General features: G+C 70.8%; 14 protein-coding genes and 1 tRNA gene. 5 read left to right on the top strand and 10 right to left on the bottom strand.

The genetic code is table 11. The features are described from left to right. Positions 1-210: 210 nt before the first annotated feature. On the top strand, positions 211-2940 hold the full coding sequence (gene ppc, locus ACFRMN_RS23810) for a phosphoenolpyruvate carboxylase (RefSeq protein ID WP_383022629.1): 2730 nt from the start codon (positions 211-213) through the stop codon (positions 2938-2940). Between the two features lie 104 nt (positions 2941-3044). On the opposite strand, the gene ACFRMN_RS23805 is transcribed toward ppc, so the two are convergent. Next, positions 3045-3542 (bottom strand): hypothetical protein, encoded by a 498-nt coding sequence (locus ACFRMN_RS23805; protein ID WP_383022627.1) that lies wholly within the window; start codon positions 3540-3542, stop codon positions 3045-3047. A 123-nt stretch (positions 3543-3665) separates the two neighbouring features. Further along, positions 3666-4082 carry an SHOCT domain-containing protein gene (locus ACFRMN_RS23800; protein WP_383022626.1) on the bottom strand — a complete coding sequence of 139 codons (417 nt, stop codon included), beginning with the start codon at positions 4080-4082 and terminating at the stop codon, positions 3666-3668. A gap of 352 nt (positions 4083-4434) precedes the next feature. Here ACFRMN_RS23800 and ACFRMN_RS23795 point away from each other — a divergent pair, with 352 nt between their 5' ends. Continuing rightward, the gene (locus tag ACFRMN_RS23795; protein WP_383022624.1) at positions 4435-5775 is read left to right on the top strand and encodes a diacylglycerol/lipid kinase family protein; all 1341 of its coding nucleotides are present in this window, start codon (positions 4435-4437) and stop codon (positions 5773-5775) included. Positions 5776-5808: 33 nt separating this feature from the next. Here the strand turns inward: ACFRMN_RS23795 and pth are convergent, their stop codons facing one another. From pth to ACFRMN_RS23765, 6 genes are all read right to left on the bottom strand, one after another. Beyond that, positions 5809-6402, bottom strand: a complete 594-nt coding sequence (gene pth, locus ACFRMN_RS23790) for an aminoacyl-tRNA hydrolase (protein ID WP_383022622.1) — start codon at positions 6400-6402, stop codon at positions 5809-5811. A gap of 147 nt (positions 6403-6549) precedes the next feature. Next, positions 6550-7137 (bottom strand): 50S ribosomal protein L25/general stress protein Ctc, encoded by a 588-nt coding sequence (locus ACFRMN_RS23785; protein ID WP_383022621.1) that lies wholly within the window; start codon positions 7135-7137, stop codon positions 6550-6552. 247 nt (positions 7138-7384) lie between these two features. Then, entirely contained in the window at positions 7385-8362 is a 978-nt protein-coding gene (locus ACFRMN_RS23780; protein WP_383022619.1) for a ribose-phosphate diphosphokinase, read from the bottom strand. 108 nt (positions 8363-8470) lie between these two features. Continuing rightward, positions 8471-9928: a bifunctional UDP-N-acetylglucosamine diphosphorylase/glucosamine-1-phosphate N-acetyltransferase GlmU gene (gene glmU / locus ACFRMN_RS23775; RefSeq protein WP_383022617.1), complete on the bottom strand. Its 1458-nt coding sequence runs from the start codon at positions 9926-9928 to the stop codon at positions 8471-8473. 109 nt (positions 9929-10037) lie between these two features. Beyond that, positions 10038-10109 (bottom strand) — tRNA-Gln (locus ACFRMN_RS23770). A 29-nt stretch (positions 10110-10138) separates the two neighbouring features. Next, entirely contained in the window at positions 10139-10996 is an 858-nt protein-coding gene (locus ACFRMN_RS23765; protein ID WP_383022615.1) for a hypothetical protein, read from the bottom strand. Positions 10997-11151: 155 nt separating this feature from the next. Between ACFRMN_RS23765 and ACFRMN_RS23760 the strand changes: the two genes are divergently transcribed. Further along, positions 11152-12492, top strand: a complete 1341-nt coding sequence (locus ACFRMN_RS23760) for a sensor histidine kinase (RefSeq protein ID WP_383022614.1) — start codon at positions 11152-11154, stop codon at positions 12490-12492. Between the two features lie 126 nt (positions 12493-12618). On the opposite strand, the gene ACFRMN_RS23755 is transcribed toward ACFRMN_RS23760, so the two are convergent. Both ACFRMN_RS23755 and ACFRMN_RS23750 read right to left on the bottom strand, forming a co-directional pair. Then, the gene (locus ACFRMN_RS23755) at positions 12619-13107 is read right to left on the bottom strand and encodes an SUKH-3 domain-containing protein (protein WP_383022612.1); all 489 of its coding nucleotides are present in this window, start codon (positions 13105-13107) and stop codon (positions 12619-12621) included. A gap of 2 nt (positions 13108-13109) precedes the next feature. Then, positions 13110-13610 carry a YwqJ-related putative deaminase gene (locus tag ACFRMN_RS23750; protein WP_383022611.1) on the bottom strand — a complete coding sequence of 167 codons (501 nt, stop codon included), beginning with the start codon at positions 13608-13610 and terminating at the stop codon, positions 13110-13112. A gap of 452 nt (positions 13611-14062) precedes the next feature. On the opposite strand from ACFRMN_RS23750, the gene ACFRMN_RS23745 reads away from it, so the two are divergent. Next, a complete protein-coding gene (locus tag ACFRMN_RS23745; protein WP_383022609.1) occupies positions 14063-15040 on the top strand; it encodes an SMI1/KNR4 family protein in 978 nt (325 codons plus the stop codon). Positions 15041-15045: 5 nt separating this feature from the next. Then, on the top strand, positions 15046-17730 hold the full coding sequence (locus tag ACFRMN_RS23740) for an SUKH-4 family immunity protein (RefSeq protein ID WP_383022755.1): 2685 nt from the start codon (positions 15046-15048) through the stop codon (positions 17728-17730). Positions 17731-17776 lie beyond the last annotated feature (46 nt).

Raw genomic sequence — 17776 nt, 5'->3', positions numbered from 1 at the left:
AGGGCAGAAGGTTCGATACGGGTGCGTAACCTACGGCATCGTAAGTATGGCAGCGCCATACGGCGCGGCAAGAGGCCTGTGGATAACACCAAGCGAAGGACACCTATCCTTGTTGTCGTCGGACAGCGCGGTCCGCGAGACCTTCTCCCGGAAGGTCTGACGCCTCCAGAACCCTCCAGACGTGCTTAAACACTGCAAGGAGCCGCACCTGTGAGCAGTGCCGACCAGACCTCATCCGCCAGCGCGGAGCTGCGCTCCGACATCCGCCGTCTCGGTGACCTGCTGGGCGAGACCCTCGTACGGCAGGAAGGCCCGGAACTTCTCGACCTCGTCGAGCGGGTACGCGCGTTGACGCGCGAGAACGGAGAAGCCGCCGCCGAGCTTCTCGGTGACACCGACCTGGAGACCGCCGCCAAGCTGGTGCGCGCCTTCTCCACCTACTTCCATCTCGCCAATGTCACCGAACAGGTCCACCGCGGCAGGGAAATGCGCGAACGGCGCGCCGCCGAGGGCGGGCTGCTCGCCCGCACCGCGGACCGGCTCAAGGACGCCGACCCCGAGCATCTGCGCGAAACCGTCAAGAACCTGAACGTACGGCCCGTGTTCACCGCGCACCCCACGGAAGCCGCGCGCCGCTCCGTACTCAACAAGCTCCGCCGCATCGCCGAACTCCTCGAAGCACCCGTCATCGCCTCCGACCGGCGCCGCCACGACCTGCGGCTCGCCGAGTCCATCGACCTGATCTGGCAGACCGACGAACTGCGCGTCGTACGGCCCGAACCGGCCGACGAGGCGCGCAACGCCATTTACTACCTCGACGAACTGCACGTCGGCGCCGTCGGCGACGTACTCGAAGACCTCGTCGCCGAACTGGACCGCGTCGGCGTCGAGCTGCCCCCCGGCACCCGGCCGCTCACCTTCGGCACCTGGATCGGCGGCGACCGCGACGGCAACCCCAACGTCACCCCCGAGGTCACCCGCGAAGTACTGATCCTCCAGCACGAACACGGCATCACCGACGCGCTCGAACTCATCGACTATCTGCGCGGCCTGCTCTCCAACTCCATCCGCTACACCGGCGCCACGGACGAACTCCTCGACTCCCTCCAGACCGACCTGGCGCGCCTCCCGGAGATCAGCCCCCGATACAAGCGGCTCAACGCCGAAGAGCCCTACCGCCTCAAGGCCACCTGCATCCGCCAGAAGCTCGTCAACACCCGCGAACGCCTCGCCAAGGGCACCCCGCACGAGCCCGGCCGCGACTTCCTCGGCACCGCCGAACTGCTCGACGACCTCACCCTGATCCAGACCTCGCTGCGCCAGCACCGCGGCGGCCTCTTCGCCGACGGCCGCATGGACCGTACGATCCGTACGCTCGCCGCCTTCGGCCTCCAGCTCGCCACCATGGACGTGCGCGAGCACGCCGACGCGCACCACCACGCGCTCGGACAGCTCTTCGACCGCCTCGGCGAGGAGTCCTGGCGCTACACCGACATGCCGCGCGAATACCGGCAGAAGCTCCTCGCCAAGGAACTGCGCTCCCGTCGGCCGCTCGCCCCCACCCCCGCGCCGCTCGACGCCGCCGGCGAGAAGACCCTCGGGGTCTTCCACACCGTCCGCCAGGCCTTCGAACGGTTCGGGCCCGAGGTCATCGAGTCGTACATCATCTCCATGTGCCAGGGCGCGGACGATGTCTTCGCCGCGGCCGTACTCGCCCGCGAGGCCGGACTCCTCGACCTGCACGGCGGCTGGGCCAAGATCGGCATCGTGCCGCTGCTGGAGACCACGGACGAGCTGCGCGCCGCCGACGTCATCCTCGACGAAATGCTCGCCGACCCCTCCTACCGGCGGCTCGTCTCCCTGCGCGGCGATGTCCAGGAGGTCATGCTCGGCTATTCCGACTCGTCCAAGTTCGGCGGCATCACCACCTCGCAGTGGGAGATCCACCGCGCACAGCGCCGACTGCGCGACGTCGCCCACCGGCACGGCGTACGGCTGCGTCTCTTCCACGGCCGCGGCGGCACCGTCGGCCGCGGCGGCGGCCCCTCGCACGACGCGATCCTCGCCCAGCCCTGGGGCACGCTGGAGGGCGAGATCAAGGTGACCGAGCAGGGCGAGGTCATCTCCGACAAGTATCTGATCCCCTCCCTGGCCAGGGAGAACCTGGAACTGACCGTCGCCGCCACGCTCCAGGCCTCGGCCCTGCACACCGCGCCGCGCCAGTCCGACGAGGCGCTGGCCCGCTGGGACTCGGCGATGGACACCGTCTCGGACGCCGCGCACGCCGCCTACCGCGCGCTGGTCGAGGACCCCGACCTGCCCGCGTACTTCTTCGCCTCCACCCCCGTCGACCAGCTCGCCGACCTCCACCTGGGCTCCCGGCCCTCCCGGCGGCCCGACTCCGGCGCCGGACTGGACGGACTGCGCGCCATCCCCTGGGTCTTCGGCTGGACACAGTCACGGCAGATCGTGCCCGGCTGGTACGGGGTCGGCTCGGGCCTGAAGGCCCTGCGCGAGGCCGGACCCGACACGGTGCTCGACGAGATGTACGAGCACTGGCACTTCTTCCAGAACTTCCTCGCGAACGTCGAGATGACGCTCGCCAAGACGGACCTGCGCATCGCACGCCACTACGTGGACACCCTCGTCCCCGACGAGCTGAAGCATGTCTTCGGCGCCATCGAGGCCGAGCACGCCCTCACCGTCCAGGAAGTGCTGCGGATCACCGGCGGCGAGAAGCTTCTCGACTCCAACCCGGTGCTCCAGCAGACGTTCGCGATCCGGGACGCCTACCTCGACCCGATCTCCTACCTCCAGGTCTCGCTGCTCGCCCGCCAGCGCGCGGCGGCCGAGCGGCAGGACGCGCCCGACCCGCTGCTGGCGCGGGCACTGCTGCTGACGGTCAACGGGGTCGCGGCGGGGCTGCGCAACACCGGCTGATCGCGGTAAGTTCGTACGTGCGCACGTACGAACGCGAGGACCGCCCCTGGCCGGGGTTTCCGGGCCGGGGGCGGTCCTCGCGTCCGTCAGAGCGCGAAGGTCCGTCAGAGCGCGAAGAAGGTGGCCAGCAGCAGCGCGGCGCCCGCCAGCGCCGTACCCCAGGCCGTCCGGGTCATCCGCAGGCCGCCGCCGATGACGAGCGAGGCCAGCAGCAGCGCCCCGCCCAGCGGCACCCACGCGTACAGCTGTCCCGCCGAGTCGGTACGGACCAGCTCGTCGGTGCCCGGCTTCACGACGACCGGGAACCGCTCGCCCTTCTTGACGGCGACCGACTGCTCGATGGTCATCCCCGCGCGGGGGCCGTCCGGGCCGTCGGGATCGTACGGCCCGGTGCAGGTCCCGTCCGCGCAGCCGGCCACCGTGAGCGTGCCGTGCTCACGGCCCTTGGCCAGCACCACATGGTGGGCGGAGTTCCAGGAGGTCCAGACAGCCGCGACGAGCAGCAGAGCGGCGACGCAGCCCATCGCGGCCCGTCGGCCGAAGGAGAGCACGCGGCCGGAGGGGTTCCGCTTCCGCCGCGTCCGCGCTGTGGTGCGTCCCATAGGGCGGGATCTTTGGCCATAGGCATGCGCGCGGTCAACCCAGGGCTGTCGGAGAACGCCCGGAGAGCCGTCGGGGTGCTGCCTGTACCGTCCCGACTGCCGCCCCCCCGCCTGTCCCCGCGGTCAGTGCAGGATCTTCTCCTTGGCCCGGCGGAACTCCTCATCGGAGATGTCGCCCCTGGCGCGGATCTCCGAGAGTTTCGCGAGTTGATCGACCTCACTGGTTCCGCCCGCACCCTTGGCGGTGTCACGCACATAAGACTCGAATGCCGTCTGTTGTGCCCGCACATGCTCCGTCTCCCGCTTGCCCATGCCCTTGCCGCGAGCGAGGACGTACACGAGGACGCCGACGAAGGGAAGAACGATCACGAGGACGAGCCACCCGGCTTTGGCCCAGCCGCTCATGGCGTCGTCGCGGAAGATGTCAACGATGATCCGGAAGAGCAGGACGAACCACAGGATCCAGAGGAAGATCCACAGCATGGTCCAGAACGCGCCCAGAAGCGGATAGTCGTACGCCAGATACACGGAACCGTCCATTGTCCTCTCCCAATCCACGCCGTCCCCCGCGGTTCGAGCCACGCCATCCCCCCGGCGGAGATCCCGGCCTCGTGGAGTTCGCCGGACTCCCGGCAGGCCGCCCGCCCCCCAACGACGGGACGAGAGCCGGTCCGGGAACAGGGCCGTGAACCGGGGCCGTGCCGGGGACCGTGCCGGGCCTTGGCCCGGGAACCGCCATCTCCATGGTCAGGTGCTCAGCCGTTGATCGCCACGCGACCGCCCGAAGACGGGTCACCCGCGCCGGGCGACGCGCTGCGCGGACCGGGTCTGTGGAGTGGAATGGAGGACGAGAGCGGCCCGGTCGGCGGGAGGCTTTGGGAGGCTTGATCGCGTGGACAGGCGCTGGGCCGCACGCCTCGCACTGGCGGCGGGAGCGGCGGCCCTGCTGGTTCTCCTGGTGTTCGCCGGGCTGCGGAGTGTCGCGCTGGTGGGGGTGGGGTTGGCAGGACTGGCCGTCACGGCCGCCGCCGTGTGGTGGGTGCTCGCGCACACGGGTGTGGCCAGGGCGCTGGCTCTCGTACTGGCGACGGGCGCACCGGTCGCCGTCCTGGTGTTCTACGCGGTCGCCGGAGTGCTGTGGGTGGTGCTCGTCTCGCTCGCCCTGTGGGTGCTGGCGGTATCCGCCGGCAGAACGGCACTGGCGGACCCCGGCCCGCCGCGCACGCCGGAACGCCGGGTCGCCCCTCCCAAACGGCCGTTCCTCATCATGAACCCGCGCTCGGGCGGCGGAAAGGTCGAGAGGTTCCACTTGGTGGACAGGGCCAGGGCTCTCGGCGCCGAAGTCGTCGTGCTGGACCCCGCGCATCCGCAGGACGTGGCCGAGCTGGCGAGGCGAGCCGTGGACGACGGCGCGGACCTGCTCGGCGTCGCGGGCGGCGACGGTACGCAGGCCCTGGTCGCGGGCGTGGCGTCGGAGTTCGACATTCCGTTCGTCGTCATCTGCGCCGGGACCCGTAACCACTTCGCCATGGACCTCGGCCTCGACCGCGAGGACCCGTCGGCGTGCCTCCAGGCGCTCACCGACGGCGTCGAGATCCGCGTCGACCTCGGCTTCATCGGCATGGAGGTGCCCTCGGCAGCGGGCCGGGAACGCGTCTTCGTCAACAACGCCTCCTTCGGGGCGTACGCGACCGTGGTACAGAGCCCGGCCTATCGCGACGACAAGGCCCGTACGACCCTTCAGCTGCTGCCGGACCTGCTCACCCACCACAGCGGCCCGCGCCTGAAGGTGCGCGCCGATTCCGTCGCCATCGACGGACCCCAGGCCGTCCTGGTGAGCAACAACCCTTACCGGATGGGTGATCCCGCGGGCCTGGGATATCGCGACCGGTTGGATTCCGGCGTCCTGGGAGTGCTCGGCATCAAGGTCGACAACGCGGTCCAGGCGGCCTCGATGCTTCGCGGCCGACGCGGGCCCGGGCTGACCTGGGCCACCGCCCGGCAGGTCGTCATCGACGCCGACGCGCCCTTCGTCCCGGCCGGTGTCGATGGCGAGGCCCTCACCGTGCCCATTCCCGTACGCTGCCGGATCGAGCCGGGCGCGCTGCGCGTACGGCTGCCCAGCCACCGTCCGGGTGTGCCGCCCGGGACGCCGCCGATGAACTGGCGCAGGGTGCGCGGGCAGGCCCTGACGATGGGACGGGCCGCGACGAGGAGGGCCCCCGGGCCGTAAGGGCCCCTGGAAACCGCCGAGGACACGGGGCCGTCAGGAGTTGTACGTGCTCTGCGCGCGCTCAAGCCCTTCGATCACCAGCGCCTCCACCGCGTCCGCCGCACGGTCCACGAAGTACCCCAGCTCCTTGCGCTCCGCCGACGAGAAGTCCTTCAGGACGAAGTCCGCGACCTGCATCCGGCCCGGCGGCCGGCCGATCCCGAACCGTACCCGGTGGTAGTCGGGGCCCATCGCCTTCGTCATCGACTTCAGCCCGTTGTGGCCGTTGTCCCCGCCGCCCAGCTTCAGCCGCAGCACGCCGTAGTCGATGTCCAGCTCGTCATGGATCGCGACGATGTTCGCCGTCGGGACCTTGTAGAAGTCGCGCAGCCCGATGACCGGACCACCGGACAGATTCATGTACGAGAGGGGCTTGGCCAGCACGACCCGGCGATTGCCGGGACCCGGCGGCCCGATCCGGCCCTCGATCACCTGGGCCTGCGCCTTCGCCCGCTTGAAGGAGCCGCCGATACGCTCCGCCAGCAGATCGGCCACCATGAACCCGACATTGTGCCGGTTGGCCGCGTAACCGGGCCCGGGATTTCCCAGGCCGACGATCAGCCAGGGGGCGTTGGCATCCGTGGTCATCCGCGCTGCGTCTCCTCTGGATCGGCTGGATCAGCTGGATCGGGTGGGATCGGGTGGATCAGATGGATCGCGTGGCCGGGTGGTGTACGGACAGGCGAACGGGGTGGCGGGCCGAGGCCCGCCACCCCGTGGGGCACAGCGTACGGATCAGCCCTCGGCGCCCTCGGCCGCCTCGGCCTCCTCCGCCGGCTCCTCGGCCTGCGCGGCCAGGACCTGGATGACGACCGCGTCCTCGTCCGTGACCAGCGTGGTGCCGGACGGCAGCGGGACATTCTTCGCGACGATCGAGTCACCGGCGTCCAGACCCGCGACGGAGACCGTGACGGACTCCGGGATGTGGGTGGCCTCGGCCTCGACGGTCAGGGTGTTGAGCACGTTCTCCAGCAGGTTGGCGCCCGGGGCCAGCTCGCCCTCGGTGTGCACCGCGACCTCGACGGTGACCTTCTCGCCGCGCTTCACCGCGAGCAGGTCGACGTGCTCGATGTGGCCCTTGAGCGCGTTGCGCTGGACGGCCTTCGGGATGACCAGTTCGTTGCGGCCCTCGATGTCCAGGGAGATCAGCGCGTTCGCCGTCTTGAGCGCCATCATCAGCTCGTGGCCCGGCAGGGTCACGTGAACGGTGTCGGCACCGTGGCCGTAGATGACGGCGGGGACCTTGTTGGCACGACGGGTACGGCGGGCGGCGCCCTTGCCGAACTCGGCACGGACCTCGGCGCTGATCTTCACTTCAGCCATGACGGCACTCCTCGTAGATGACAGGAAATCGGCCGTCACCCGGCCACGACAGGCCTGCTACGAAGAGCGCGTCGATAACGGACCGCCGCACATGAGTGCGGCCTCCCTCGCCGAGCAACTCAGTGAGTCTACCCGGCGGGGAGGCCGCCTCAGAAATCGATCTCCGTGCCCCGCGCTCCGCGCTCCGCGCAGGCCCGGGGCGCGGGGTCCGCAGGACCGTTACGCCTGCGTGCCTACGCCCGCGTGATTACGCCTGCTCCTCGAAGAGGCTGGTCACCGAACCGTCCTCGAACACCTCACGCACCGCACGGGCGATCGTCGGCGCGATCGACAGGACCGTGATCTTGTCGAGATCGAGATTGCCCGGGTCGGGCAGCGAATTGGTGAAGACGAACTCACTGACCTTCGAGTTCTTCAGCCGGTCGGCCGCCGGACCCGACAGCACACCGTGCGTGGCCGTCACTATGACGTCCTCGGCGCCGTGCGCGAAGAGCGCGTCCGCCGCCGCGCAGATCGTGCCACCGGTGTCGATCATGTCGTCCACCAGGACACAGACCCGGCCCGACACATTTCCGACGACCTCGTGGACGGTCACCTGATTGGCGACATCCTTGTCACGGCGCTTGTGCACGATCGCCAGCGGCGCCCCCAGCCGGTCGCACCAGCGGTCCGCGACCCGCACCCGGCCCGCGTCCGGCGAGACGACCGTCAGCTTCGACCGGTCCACCTTCCCGGCCACATAGTCCGCCAGCACCGGCAGCGCGAAGAGATGGTCCACCGGACCGTCGAAGAAGCCCTGGATCTGGTCCGTGTGCAGATCGACCGTCAGGATCCGGTGAGCCCCCGCGGTCTTCATCAGATCCGCGACCAGCCGGGCCGAAATCGGCTCCCGGCCGCGGTGCTTCTTGTCCTGCCTGGCATAGCCGTAGAACGGCACGATCACGGTGATGCTCCGGGCCGAGGCCCGCTTCAGCGCATCGATCATGATCAGCTGTTCCATGATCCACTTATTGATCGGAGCGGTATGGCTCTGGATCAGGAAGCAGTCAGCGCCACGGGCCGACTCCTGATAGCGCACATAGATCTCACCGTTGGCGAAATCGAACGCCTTGGTCGGCACAATCCCGACACCCAGCTGTTGCGCGACCTCCTCGGCCAGCTCGGGGTGGGCGCGGCCGGAGAAGAGCATCAACTTCTTCTCGCCGGTCGTCTTGATCCCGGTCACAGCACTGTCTCCTCAGACGTGTTGATGGCCGCTGCACCCGCGCGTACCTGCGAGCCAGCCGAATCGTCAGTTATCACGGTACGCCGAGATCGACGCGTCTCTTTCCGGTCAGCTTTCGTTCTCGCCGCCGACCGGGGTCGTCCCGGCCGCCTGGGCCGCCTGCGCGGAGGCACTTCCCGGCCGCTTCCTGGCCACCCAGCCCTCGATATTCCTTTGCTGGCCCCGGGCCACGGCCAGCGAACCGGGCGGTACGTCCTTCGTGATGACCGACCCGGCAGCCGTGTACGCGCCGTCCCCCACCGTGACAGGCGCCACAAACATGTTGTCCGAGCCCGTCCTGCAATGTGAGCCGACCGTCGTGTGGTGCTTCGACTCACCGTCGTAGTTCACGAACACGCTCGCGGCGCCGATATTCGTGTACTCGCCGATCGTCGCATCCCCGACATACGACAGATGCGGCACCTTCGTGCCCTCACCGATCGTCGCGTTCTTCATCTCGACGTACGTACCCGCCTTCGCCCTCACGCCCAGCCGCGTACCCGGCCGCAGATACGCGTACGGCCCCACCGAAGCGGCCTCGCCGATCTCCGCGCCGTCCGCCACCGTGTTGTCCACCCGCGCGCCCGCGCCCACCACCGTGTCCTTCAGCCGCGAATTCGGCCCCACCTCGGCACCCTCGCCCAGATGCGTGGCCCCCAGCAACTGCGTACCGGGCTGCACCACCGCGTCCTGCTCGAACGTGACCGTCACATCGACGAAGACCGACGCCGGATCCACCACCGTCACCCCCGCCAGCATCGCCCGCTCCAGCAGCCGCCCGTTCAGCAGCCGGCGCGCCTCGGCCAGCTGCACGCGGTTGTTGATGCCCAGGATCTCGCGGTGATCGACGGCGACCGACGCGCCGACGCGGTGCCCCGCCTCCCGCAGAATGCCGAGCACATCGGTGAGGTACTCCTCGCCCTGGCTGTTGTCCGTACGCACCTTGCCCAGCGCGTCCGCCAGCAACGGTCCGTCGAACGCGAAGACACCCGAGTTGATCTCACGGATCGCGCGCTGCGCGTCGGTGGCGTCCTTGTGCTCCACGATCGCCGTGACCGCGCCGCTCGCCCCGTCCCGGACGATCCGCCCGTACCCCGTCGAATCCGGGACCTCGGCGGTCAGCACCGTCACCGCGTTGCCATCGGCGGCATGCGTCGCGGCCAGCGCGTTCAGAGTCTCGCCGGAGAGCAGCGGAGTGTCGCCGCAAGCGACGATCACGGTCCCGTGCGGCGTGGCCCCCAGCTCCTGGAGGGCGATCCGTACGGCATGCCCGGTGCCGTGCTGCTCGGCCTGGTAGGCGGTGCGGACACCCGCGTACTCGGCGGAGAGATGGCCCTCGACCCGCTCACGGGCGTGTCCGACGACCACCACAAGCTGCTCGGGGCCGAGCTCACGGGCCGCGGACACGACATGCCCGACGAGCGAGCGCCCGCAGACCTCGTGCAGAACCTTGGGGGTCTTCGACTTCATGCGGGTTCCTTCACCCGCTGCGAGAACGACGACGGCTGCCGGGCGGTTGGCGCTCACGGGAATGCCCTTCGGCTTCGGGTGATGGACAACCGCAGGATACCGGTGGGTTTCGTGACGGAAACGAGGACGGGTCCTGACCGGTGAGGTCAGGACCCGAACTGCGCAGCTCCCCCACCAGGATTTGAACCTGGACATACGCAGTCAAAGTGCGCAGTGCTGCCGATTACACCATGGGGGATAGCAAGCCACTGCGAACCGGACATTCGGCTATTCGGTGCGAGCGGCCGCTCCTACTATGCCGTACCACCAGCCCTCGATGCGACGGTAAAGCTCGGCGCCTTGGGCAACCCGGATAACCAGGCAGCCCCGGTACGTCTCGCCGACATTCTTCCGTACCGTCTTGGGGTTGTGCTTCTTCAGGGTCGTCTTCTGGAAAGTGGACACGTCGGCGCGGACCTGATCGGCCCAGTACTTCTCCGCGGCCTCCGCGTCGGCGGACTCATGGATCATCACGCGGTAGCGCAGGCGGTCGCGCTCCACTCTGAGCAGGTCGAGCCAGGCGAGGTACACCTGGATCACGCCGACGTCGCTGTTCACGAAGATGACGGTCTCTCGGCGGTCATATGGCTTGTCCTTGGTTCCTTCGGCCCAGTAGAGGCCGACGCCGAGCAGGAACAGTTCGCGGTCGGACAGCGCCCCGACCTCGGCCGCTGCCACCGCCTTCGTCTGCCGGCGCTTCTCGTCCCGTACCGCCAGCTCGTGGTCCCACCGCTTCCGGGCCGCCAGCTTCGCCTGCTCCGCCGTCTCGCGCCGTTCCGGCTTGGGCAGGTCCCGCACCCACAGTGAGATCGAGCTCTTCGAGCAGCCCAGCTCCAGCTGGATCTGGTCGTACGTGAGCCCCCGCAGGCGCAGCTCGCGTGCCTTCTCGCGGAGGTCGTCCTTCGCGTTCGGGCGTTTCGTCCAGTCCGGGGGTGGCTCGCCTTCCAGGAGGCGGTTGAGGATGTCGTTGTTGTGTACGTGGAGCCGGTCGCGTATCTGGCGACGGCTGAGGCCCTGGCGACGCAGTGCGACGGCCTGTCGCCTCAATCCCTCGAAGTCGGCGTATCTGCCGTGGATTGCTGTCATACGGGGATCGTCGTCCGGAATGCGGACGTCCGGCTCGAATGTGCGGGCGATTCACCAGTTCGAGGTATCGATGCGCCTTCCCCGCGTGTCCCGTCCCGGGCCGTGCTGCGGTGGTCGCCGGAAATCGGGGTACGGGCGCCCGTAGGGTGGACGACATGACCATAACGGGGGCACACCAGGACGCGGCGGGAGCGAACGCCCGCGGCTGGTGGTGGTGGGAACGACGACGCAGTGCCGTACTGGACGTGGGGCTGGCGCTGGTTTCGGCGCTGGAGTGCGGGCTTGAGGGGAGCAGGTTCGCGGACATCGCCGCGCTGCCCGTGCCGGTGGGGGTGGTCTTCGGGCTGCTGGCCGGTGCGGTGCTGCTGGTGCGGCGGCGGTGGCCGTTCGCCGTGGTGCTCGTCTCGATCGCGATCACTCCGGCGGAGATGGGTTACCTGATGGGGCTGGTCGGGCTGTACACGCTCGCCGCCTCGGAGGCCCCGCGCCGGATCCTCGGCGCGCTGACCGGCATGTCGCTCGTCGGCACCCTGATCGTCACGTACGTACGGATGAGACAGAACGTGGCCGACACGGGCTTCGACGCCGCCGGGTGGTACGCGCCCCTGGTCGCGGTCCTGATGTCGCTGGGGCTGACGGCGCCGCCGGTGCTGTTCGGGCTCTATGTCGGGGCGCGGCGGCGGCTGATGGAGAGCCTGCGCGAGCGGGCGGACAGTCTGGAGCAGGAGCTGTCGCTGCTGGCCGACCGGGCCGAGCAGCGCGCGGAGTGGGCGCGTACGGAGGAGCGGACGCGGATCGCCCGTGAGATGCATGACGTCGTGGCGCACCGGGTGAGCCTGATGGTGGTGCACGCGGCGGCGCTCCAGGCGGTGGCGTTGAAGGATCCGCCGAAGGCGGTGAAGAACGCGGCGCTGGTGGGTGACATGGGGCGGCAGGCGCTCACGGAGCTGCGGGAGATGCTTGGGGTGCTGCGGACCGGGGAGCAGGTGGCGGCGCGCCAGGCGTCGGACGCGGTGTCGGCGGACGTTCCGGCGGCGGTGCCGCTGGCGGCCGTGGGCGCTGCCGCCGCTGCCGCCGCGGCTGCCGCGGCCGAGGACGGTCCGGGTATGGGGGACATCGAGGCGCTGGTCGGGGAGTCCAGGGACACGGGGATGGTCGTGGAGCTGATGGTGCAGGGCGAGTCCCGTGCGTACGCGCCGGAGGTGGAGCAGACGGCGTACCGCGTGGTGCAGGAGGCGCTGACGAACGTGCTGAAGCACGCGGCGGGCGCGAAGGTGATGGTCCGGCTGGCGCACCGCGAGGAGGAGGTCGCGATGCAGGTGGAGAACGGGCCTTCGGACGGTGGCGCGCAGGATGTACGGCTGCCGAGCGGCGGTAATGGCCTGGTGGGGATGCGGGAGCGGGTGACGGCGCTGGGCGGGGTGTTCGTCTCGGGGGAGACGGACGCGGGGGGTTTCCGCGTATCGGCGGTGCTGCCGCATCGCCGGGCCGCCTGAGGCCGTCCCCCGGATGTGAGGCCGTCCCGTGGATGTGAGGCGTGTCTCGGATGTGAGGCGTGTCTCGGCCCACGGCGCTCAGCCCTCGGCCGTGGTCAGCCCTCGGCCGTCGTCAGCCCGTCGCCCTCAGCCCGAGGTGAGACGTGCCGGTTCCAGGCCCGTGAGCAGGGTGCCGAGCGCCCGGTCGATGTTCGGGCCCAGGTACCAGTCGCCGGTGTGGTCGATGCTGAAGACGCGGCCCGTGGTGTCGATCGCGAGGATGGCCTGTCCGTCGCCCTCTTCGCCGAGCGGGCTGATCTCCGTGTCCAGGGAGCGGCCGAGGTCGGCGAGCGTACGGGCGAGGTGGATGCCGGCCAGCGGGTCGATCCGTACGACGGCCGGGGCGATCTGCCGGCCGGGACCGGGGGCGACGACGCGCAGTCCGCCGAACTCCGCCCAGACCTCGACGGCGGCGGGGAGGACGGCGTGTCGGTGGCCGGCGGGTGTGGTGTGCGCGCGCAGGGCGTCGGCCCACTCCTCGGCCCGCCGTATGTCCCAGCGTCCCGGCTGCCAGCCGGCCTCGCGCAGCGCGGCGTCGACGGGGACGGGGAAGCGGGTGGTGTGCGGGTCGCGCATGCTCAGCCGTTCTCGGTGGGGTCGACGGGCCGTACGCCGAAGTGGGCGAGGAGCGGCGCGCAGGAGCGGCAGGGCGGGGCGTAGCTGCCGTGGAGCGGATCGCCGTCCTCGCGGATGCGGCGGGCGGTCAGCTTGGCGTGTTTGAGGGAGCGGCGTGCCTCGCTGTGGGACAAGGGTTTTCGTCTGGCCCGTTTGGAGCGCCCGGCCTCGGCGGCGGTCAGCTGGCGGGAGAGCAGGATCGCCTCGGGGCAGCGGCCGGTGAACCGCTCGCGCTGACCGCTGCTGAGCGTGTCGAGGAAGTCCTGTACGAGGGGGTGGAGTACGGGTGGCTGGTCGGCCTTGCCGGCGGTGCAGGTGAGGGTCTGGCCGCGGACGGAGAGCGCGGCGGCGACGGCGGGCAGAATGCCGTCCCTGCGCCGGTGGAGCACCGGTGGACGGTGTGGTTCGGTGCTGCTCCAGCTGAGGCGTGGGTCCCCGGACGCGTCGGTTGGTGCGGTGTGCATGTGCTGTCCCCTCCCGGTGCCGGCGGCCTGGCAGCCGCTCGTTCACGCCCCCGTATTCCTGCTGTCACGCCCCTGTTTGCCTGCACAGCCTGCCAAATGCGGCGGGCTGTCGGGAAGCTGGGGCGTGGATCGTGGCGTGGCGTCGGCACTGGGTCACGCCTGCGTGACGGGCCGTCACGGGGCCGGCCGCTCCCGTCGGAGTACGCCCGATCGGCGTAAGGACAAGGGCGGGGACAGGGCTGGGGCAAGAGTGGAGACAGGGGTGGGGACACGGGCGGGGACGGGGGTGGGGACACGGGCGGGGACACGGGCGGGGACACGGCCGGGACAGGGCCGCGGTACGGGGGAAACGGCCGGGGGAGGAGCGTCGGCCCCCCTCTTGCCCCACCGCATAGGCTGTCCTGCAACCAGGGCTGTGGAACCAGCCGGAAGCGCAGCAGGGGGCAACCGCCATGACGACAGGTCGGCTCGGGCAGCAAGCCGCGCCACCGAACTCGGCCTACGCCGGGCAGGTCGTGCATTTCCCGGATCCGGTCCGGGCCTCCCGTCACCCCAGAGGTGTACGGGTGGATGACGACGGCTATCCGGACTTCTCGCCGTACGCGCGTGCCGCCGCGGAGATAGCCGAGCCCCCGGAGGGGTTCGGCGTGGACGAGCTGCGGCTCACGGACTATGTGTCGGCGAATGCCGCGCTGGCCGCCGCGGGGCATGAACTGTGGGACACGGTCCCGTCGGTGGCCACACCGCACGGCTGGACGTGGCACCATCTGCCGGCCTCGCGCCGGATGGTGCTGGTGCCGGTGGAGGTGAAGGCGCTGCTGCGCCATCACGGTGGTCTGGCGACGGCACGGGTGGATCACGGCAAGCGGGGGACGCGTCCTCTCCAGGAGACCAGACCGGCCCATTTCGGGCTGCCGAAGAGCGCGTTGTCGGTCAGCGAGCAGCAGTTGCTGGGGGTGGAGGAGGATCTCGGTTACCGGCTGCCGGGCGCGTACCGCTCGTTCCTGAAGGCGGCGGGCGGCTGCGCGCCGGTGGGCGCGGCGCTCGACGCGGAGCTGGGGCTGCTGGTGGACCAGCCGTTCCTCACCGTGCGGGACGTGGCCGCGGTCAATGATCTGGTGTACGCGAACAAGTGTCTGCGGGACCATCTGACCAAGGACTATCTGGCCGTCGGTTTCGTCCAGGGCGGCATTCTGGCGGTCAAGGTCAGGGGTGACCGGATCGGTTCTGTCTGGTTCTGCGCGTATGACGACGCCAGGGACCAGGACGGCTGGAGCGTGGGGGAGCGGGTGGAGCGGCTGTTGCTCCCCTGCGGTGATGACTTCGACGCATTCCTGCTGCGTCTGGCGGGCAATCCGCCGGAGCTGGAGACCGTGGCGAACCTGATGGTGGACGGCGGCTTCGCGCGCGCCGTCCCGGTGGAGGGGTGAGCGCGATGGTGACCTTCGCGCAGGCGCAGGAGCGCGCGGAAGAGTGGGTCAACGCCGATCTGCCCGGCTACCAGCACCGTGAGGTGCGGGTGCGGGAGTTCGAGCTGGGCTTCGTGGCGTGGGCGGAGGACCGCGAGGGCGGTCCGACGTCGGACGGGGGCCGGCAGCGGCTGGTGATCGCCAGGGACAGTGGTGAGGCGACGCTGTGGCCGGGGCTGCCGGTGGGGGAGGTGATCCGCCGGTACGAGGAGGAGTACGGGATGCCGGAGACGGCGCCGACCGCTCCGGAGACGCCGCAGCGTATCGATCTGAATCAGACGTCGTTCCTGCTGACACCGCCGGAGTGGCTTCAGGACGCGGCGGACAAGCTCGGGATTCCGGACCGGCGGACGCCGGAGCCTTCGTCCTCCCCTTCCCCTTCCCCTTCCCCTTCCCCTTCCCCTTCGCCTGCTCCTGCTGCCGCTCCTTCCGTTCCGTCCGCTTCGGGCGGTTCGGGTGCGGCCGGTTCGGGTACGGGCGGGTCGCTCGGTGGCGGCAATACCTCGCAGGGCAGCTCCGCCTGGTCCGATGCGTACGAGCCCACCTCCAACGACGGCGTGCCCGCCGCCGCGCCGGGTGCGCCCACGGGGGCCACGCCGTGGGCCGGGACCGACACCAACGGCTCGTCCGCCTGGTCGGAGGACGGTTCCGTACCGATTCCCGCGACGGTCTTCGCGCCGCCGCTCTCGGGGGCGGATGACGAGGACACGCCGCCGCCGGTCGTGGCTGCCGAGGCGCCGACCGCGCTGATGTCGGGCGGCAGCCACTTGGCGCGTACGACGGTCGCTCCCGGACTGGCGGGACAGGAGCCGGGGCCGGTGCCCGGGGAATCCGCCGGACCTGGTTCCGGCGCGGATCCGGCGTCCGGGCCGGGGGCCGCCGATATCGCCGATGCCGCGACCAGCAAGGCGACCGTACCGCCGCGTGGTACGCGCGGTGGTGGTGCGGCGACTCCGCCGCCGCCGGGCGCGCCCGGTGTTCCCGGCGCGCGTCCGCCGGGTGCGACTCCGCCGCCGTCGGGTCCCGGAACGCCCGGTGTCCCAGCGGGTGGCTATCTGCCGACGCAATTGACCCCGAGCCTCGGCGGTCCCGGCTCCAACGGACCGCTGCCTCCTGGGCCGCCGGGTGCGCCTGGTGTGCCTGGTGCGCCTGGTGTGCAGCAGCCTCCTGGTCCTCCTGCTCCTCCTGGTCCGCCTGGTGCTCCGGTGCCTCCCGGTCCGCCTGGGGTTCCTGGTACGCCTCCGGGCGGGGTGCATCACGCGGCGACGATGTTCGCGGACCCGAACCAGACGAGCCGGCCGCCGGGGCCACCGCGACCGCCGGGTGCTCCGGGTGCTCCGGGAACGCCTCCTGGTGCTCCGCAGCCGCCCGGCCCTCCAGTTCCGCCCGGTCCGCCCGGTCCGCCCGGTCCTCCCAGTGCGCCTCCGGGTGATCCACATCATGCGGCCACCATGCTCGCCGGCCCGGGACAGACGGGCCAGCAGCCGCCCAACCCGCCCGGTCCGCCCGGTCCGCCGAGCCCGCCCGGTCCGCCGAGCGCGCCGCCCGGCATGCCGCCAGGGGGCCCCGGCCCCGGTGGTCCCGTACCCGGTGGCCCCGGCCCCGGTGGTCCCGTACCGCCGTCGGCCCCTCACCCTCAGCCCCCGGCGTACGGGTATCCGCAACAGCCGTCCGGTGTGCCGACCGTCGGCCCCGGCTACCAGGCCGTGTTGCGCTACCGCGCGCCCGACGGTTCCGAGGCCCAGCTCATCCGCCGCTCCGCGCCCGGTACCCCGCACCCGGAGTGGCAGTTCCTGCATGAACTGCGCGCCATGAACGTGCCGCCGGAGCAGGTGCTCGAACTGCACACGGAGCTGGAGTCGTGCGAGCTGCCCGGCGGCTACTGCGCGCGGATGATCCGGGAGACCTGGCCGCAGGTACGCATCACCAGCGTCGCCCCGTACGGCCAGGACCACGCCAGCAGGCAGCAGGGTATGCGGCATCTGCTCACCCACCAGGGCGAGTTGCACCAGGTCGCGGACGGTCCCGCCCGGCCCGCGCCGGTGCGCGCTCCGCTGCCGCAGCTGCCGGCCGCGCCGCCGATCCCCCCGGAGGGGATCGCGCAGGAGCTGGGGGGCGTGTTCGGACCGCAGGGCATCTGCCGGTTCGACGAGCGGGCGGTGTCCCGTCAGGGTGTGCCGGAGATCGTGGCGCGCACGCTGGTGTGGGCGGGGCTGCCGTTCGTAGTCGGGCCGTTCTTCTGGGCGCAGCCCCCCCAGCCGGTGGTGCCGACGCTGGCCGAACTGGCCGCGCAGCGGCAGGTACGGCCGGCCCCGGACGCCGGTTCGTATCTGGTGATGGGCACGGACTTCGGCCGCGCGCTGTGTGTCCAGTACGGCACGGCGCACATCATGGCCGTACCGGTCGAGGCGGGTCCGGGCGGGCAGTCGGTGCCTCCGCAGTTCGTGAACACCGGGCTGCCCGAGTTCACGCGCTCGCTGGCGCTGCTGGGCCGGATGTGGCCGCTGAGGTTCGGCCTCACCCCGGAGCAGGCGGGCCGTTGGACCGTCGACTTCCAGGCGCAGCTCTCGACGCTGGACCCGGCGGCGCTGTCGTCGCCGGAGAACTGGTGGTCGGTGCTGCTGGAGCAGATGTGGGACGGACTGCTCTGACGTCCTGAACACAGTGGCCCGGCGAACGGCCGGGGCGCCCACCGCG

The organism is Streptomyces sp. NPDC056835 (assembly GCF_042789485.1).
In the GTDB taxonomy this organism is placed as follows: domain Bacteria; phylum Actinomycetota; class Actinomycetes; order Streptomycetales; family Streptomycetaceae; genus Streptomyces.
This window is presented reverse-complemented; position numbering and strand designations above follow the sequence as displayed.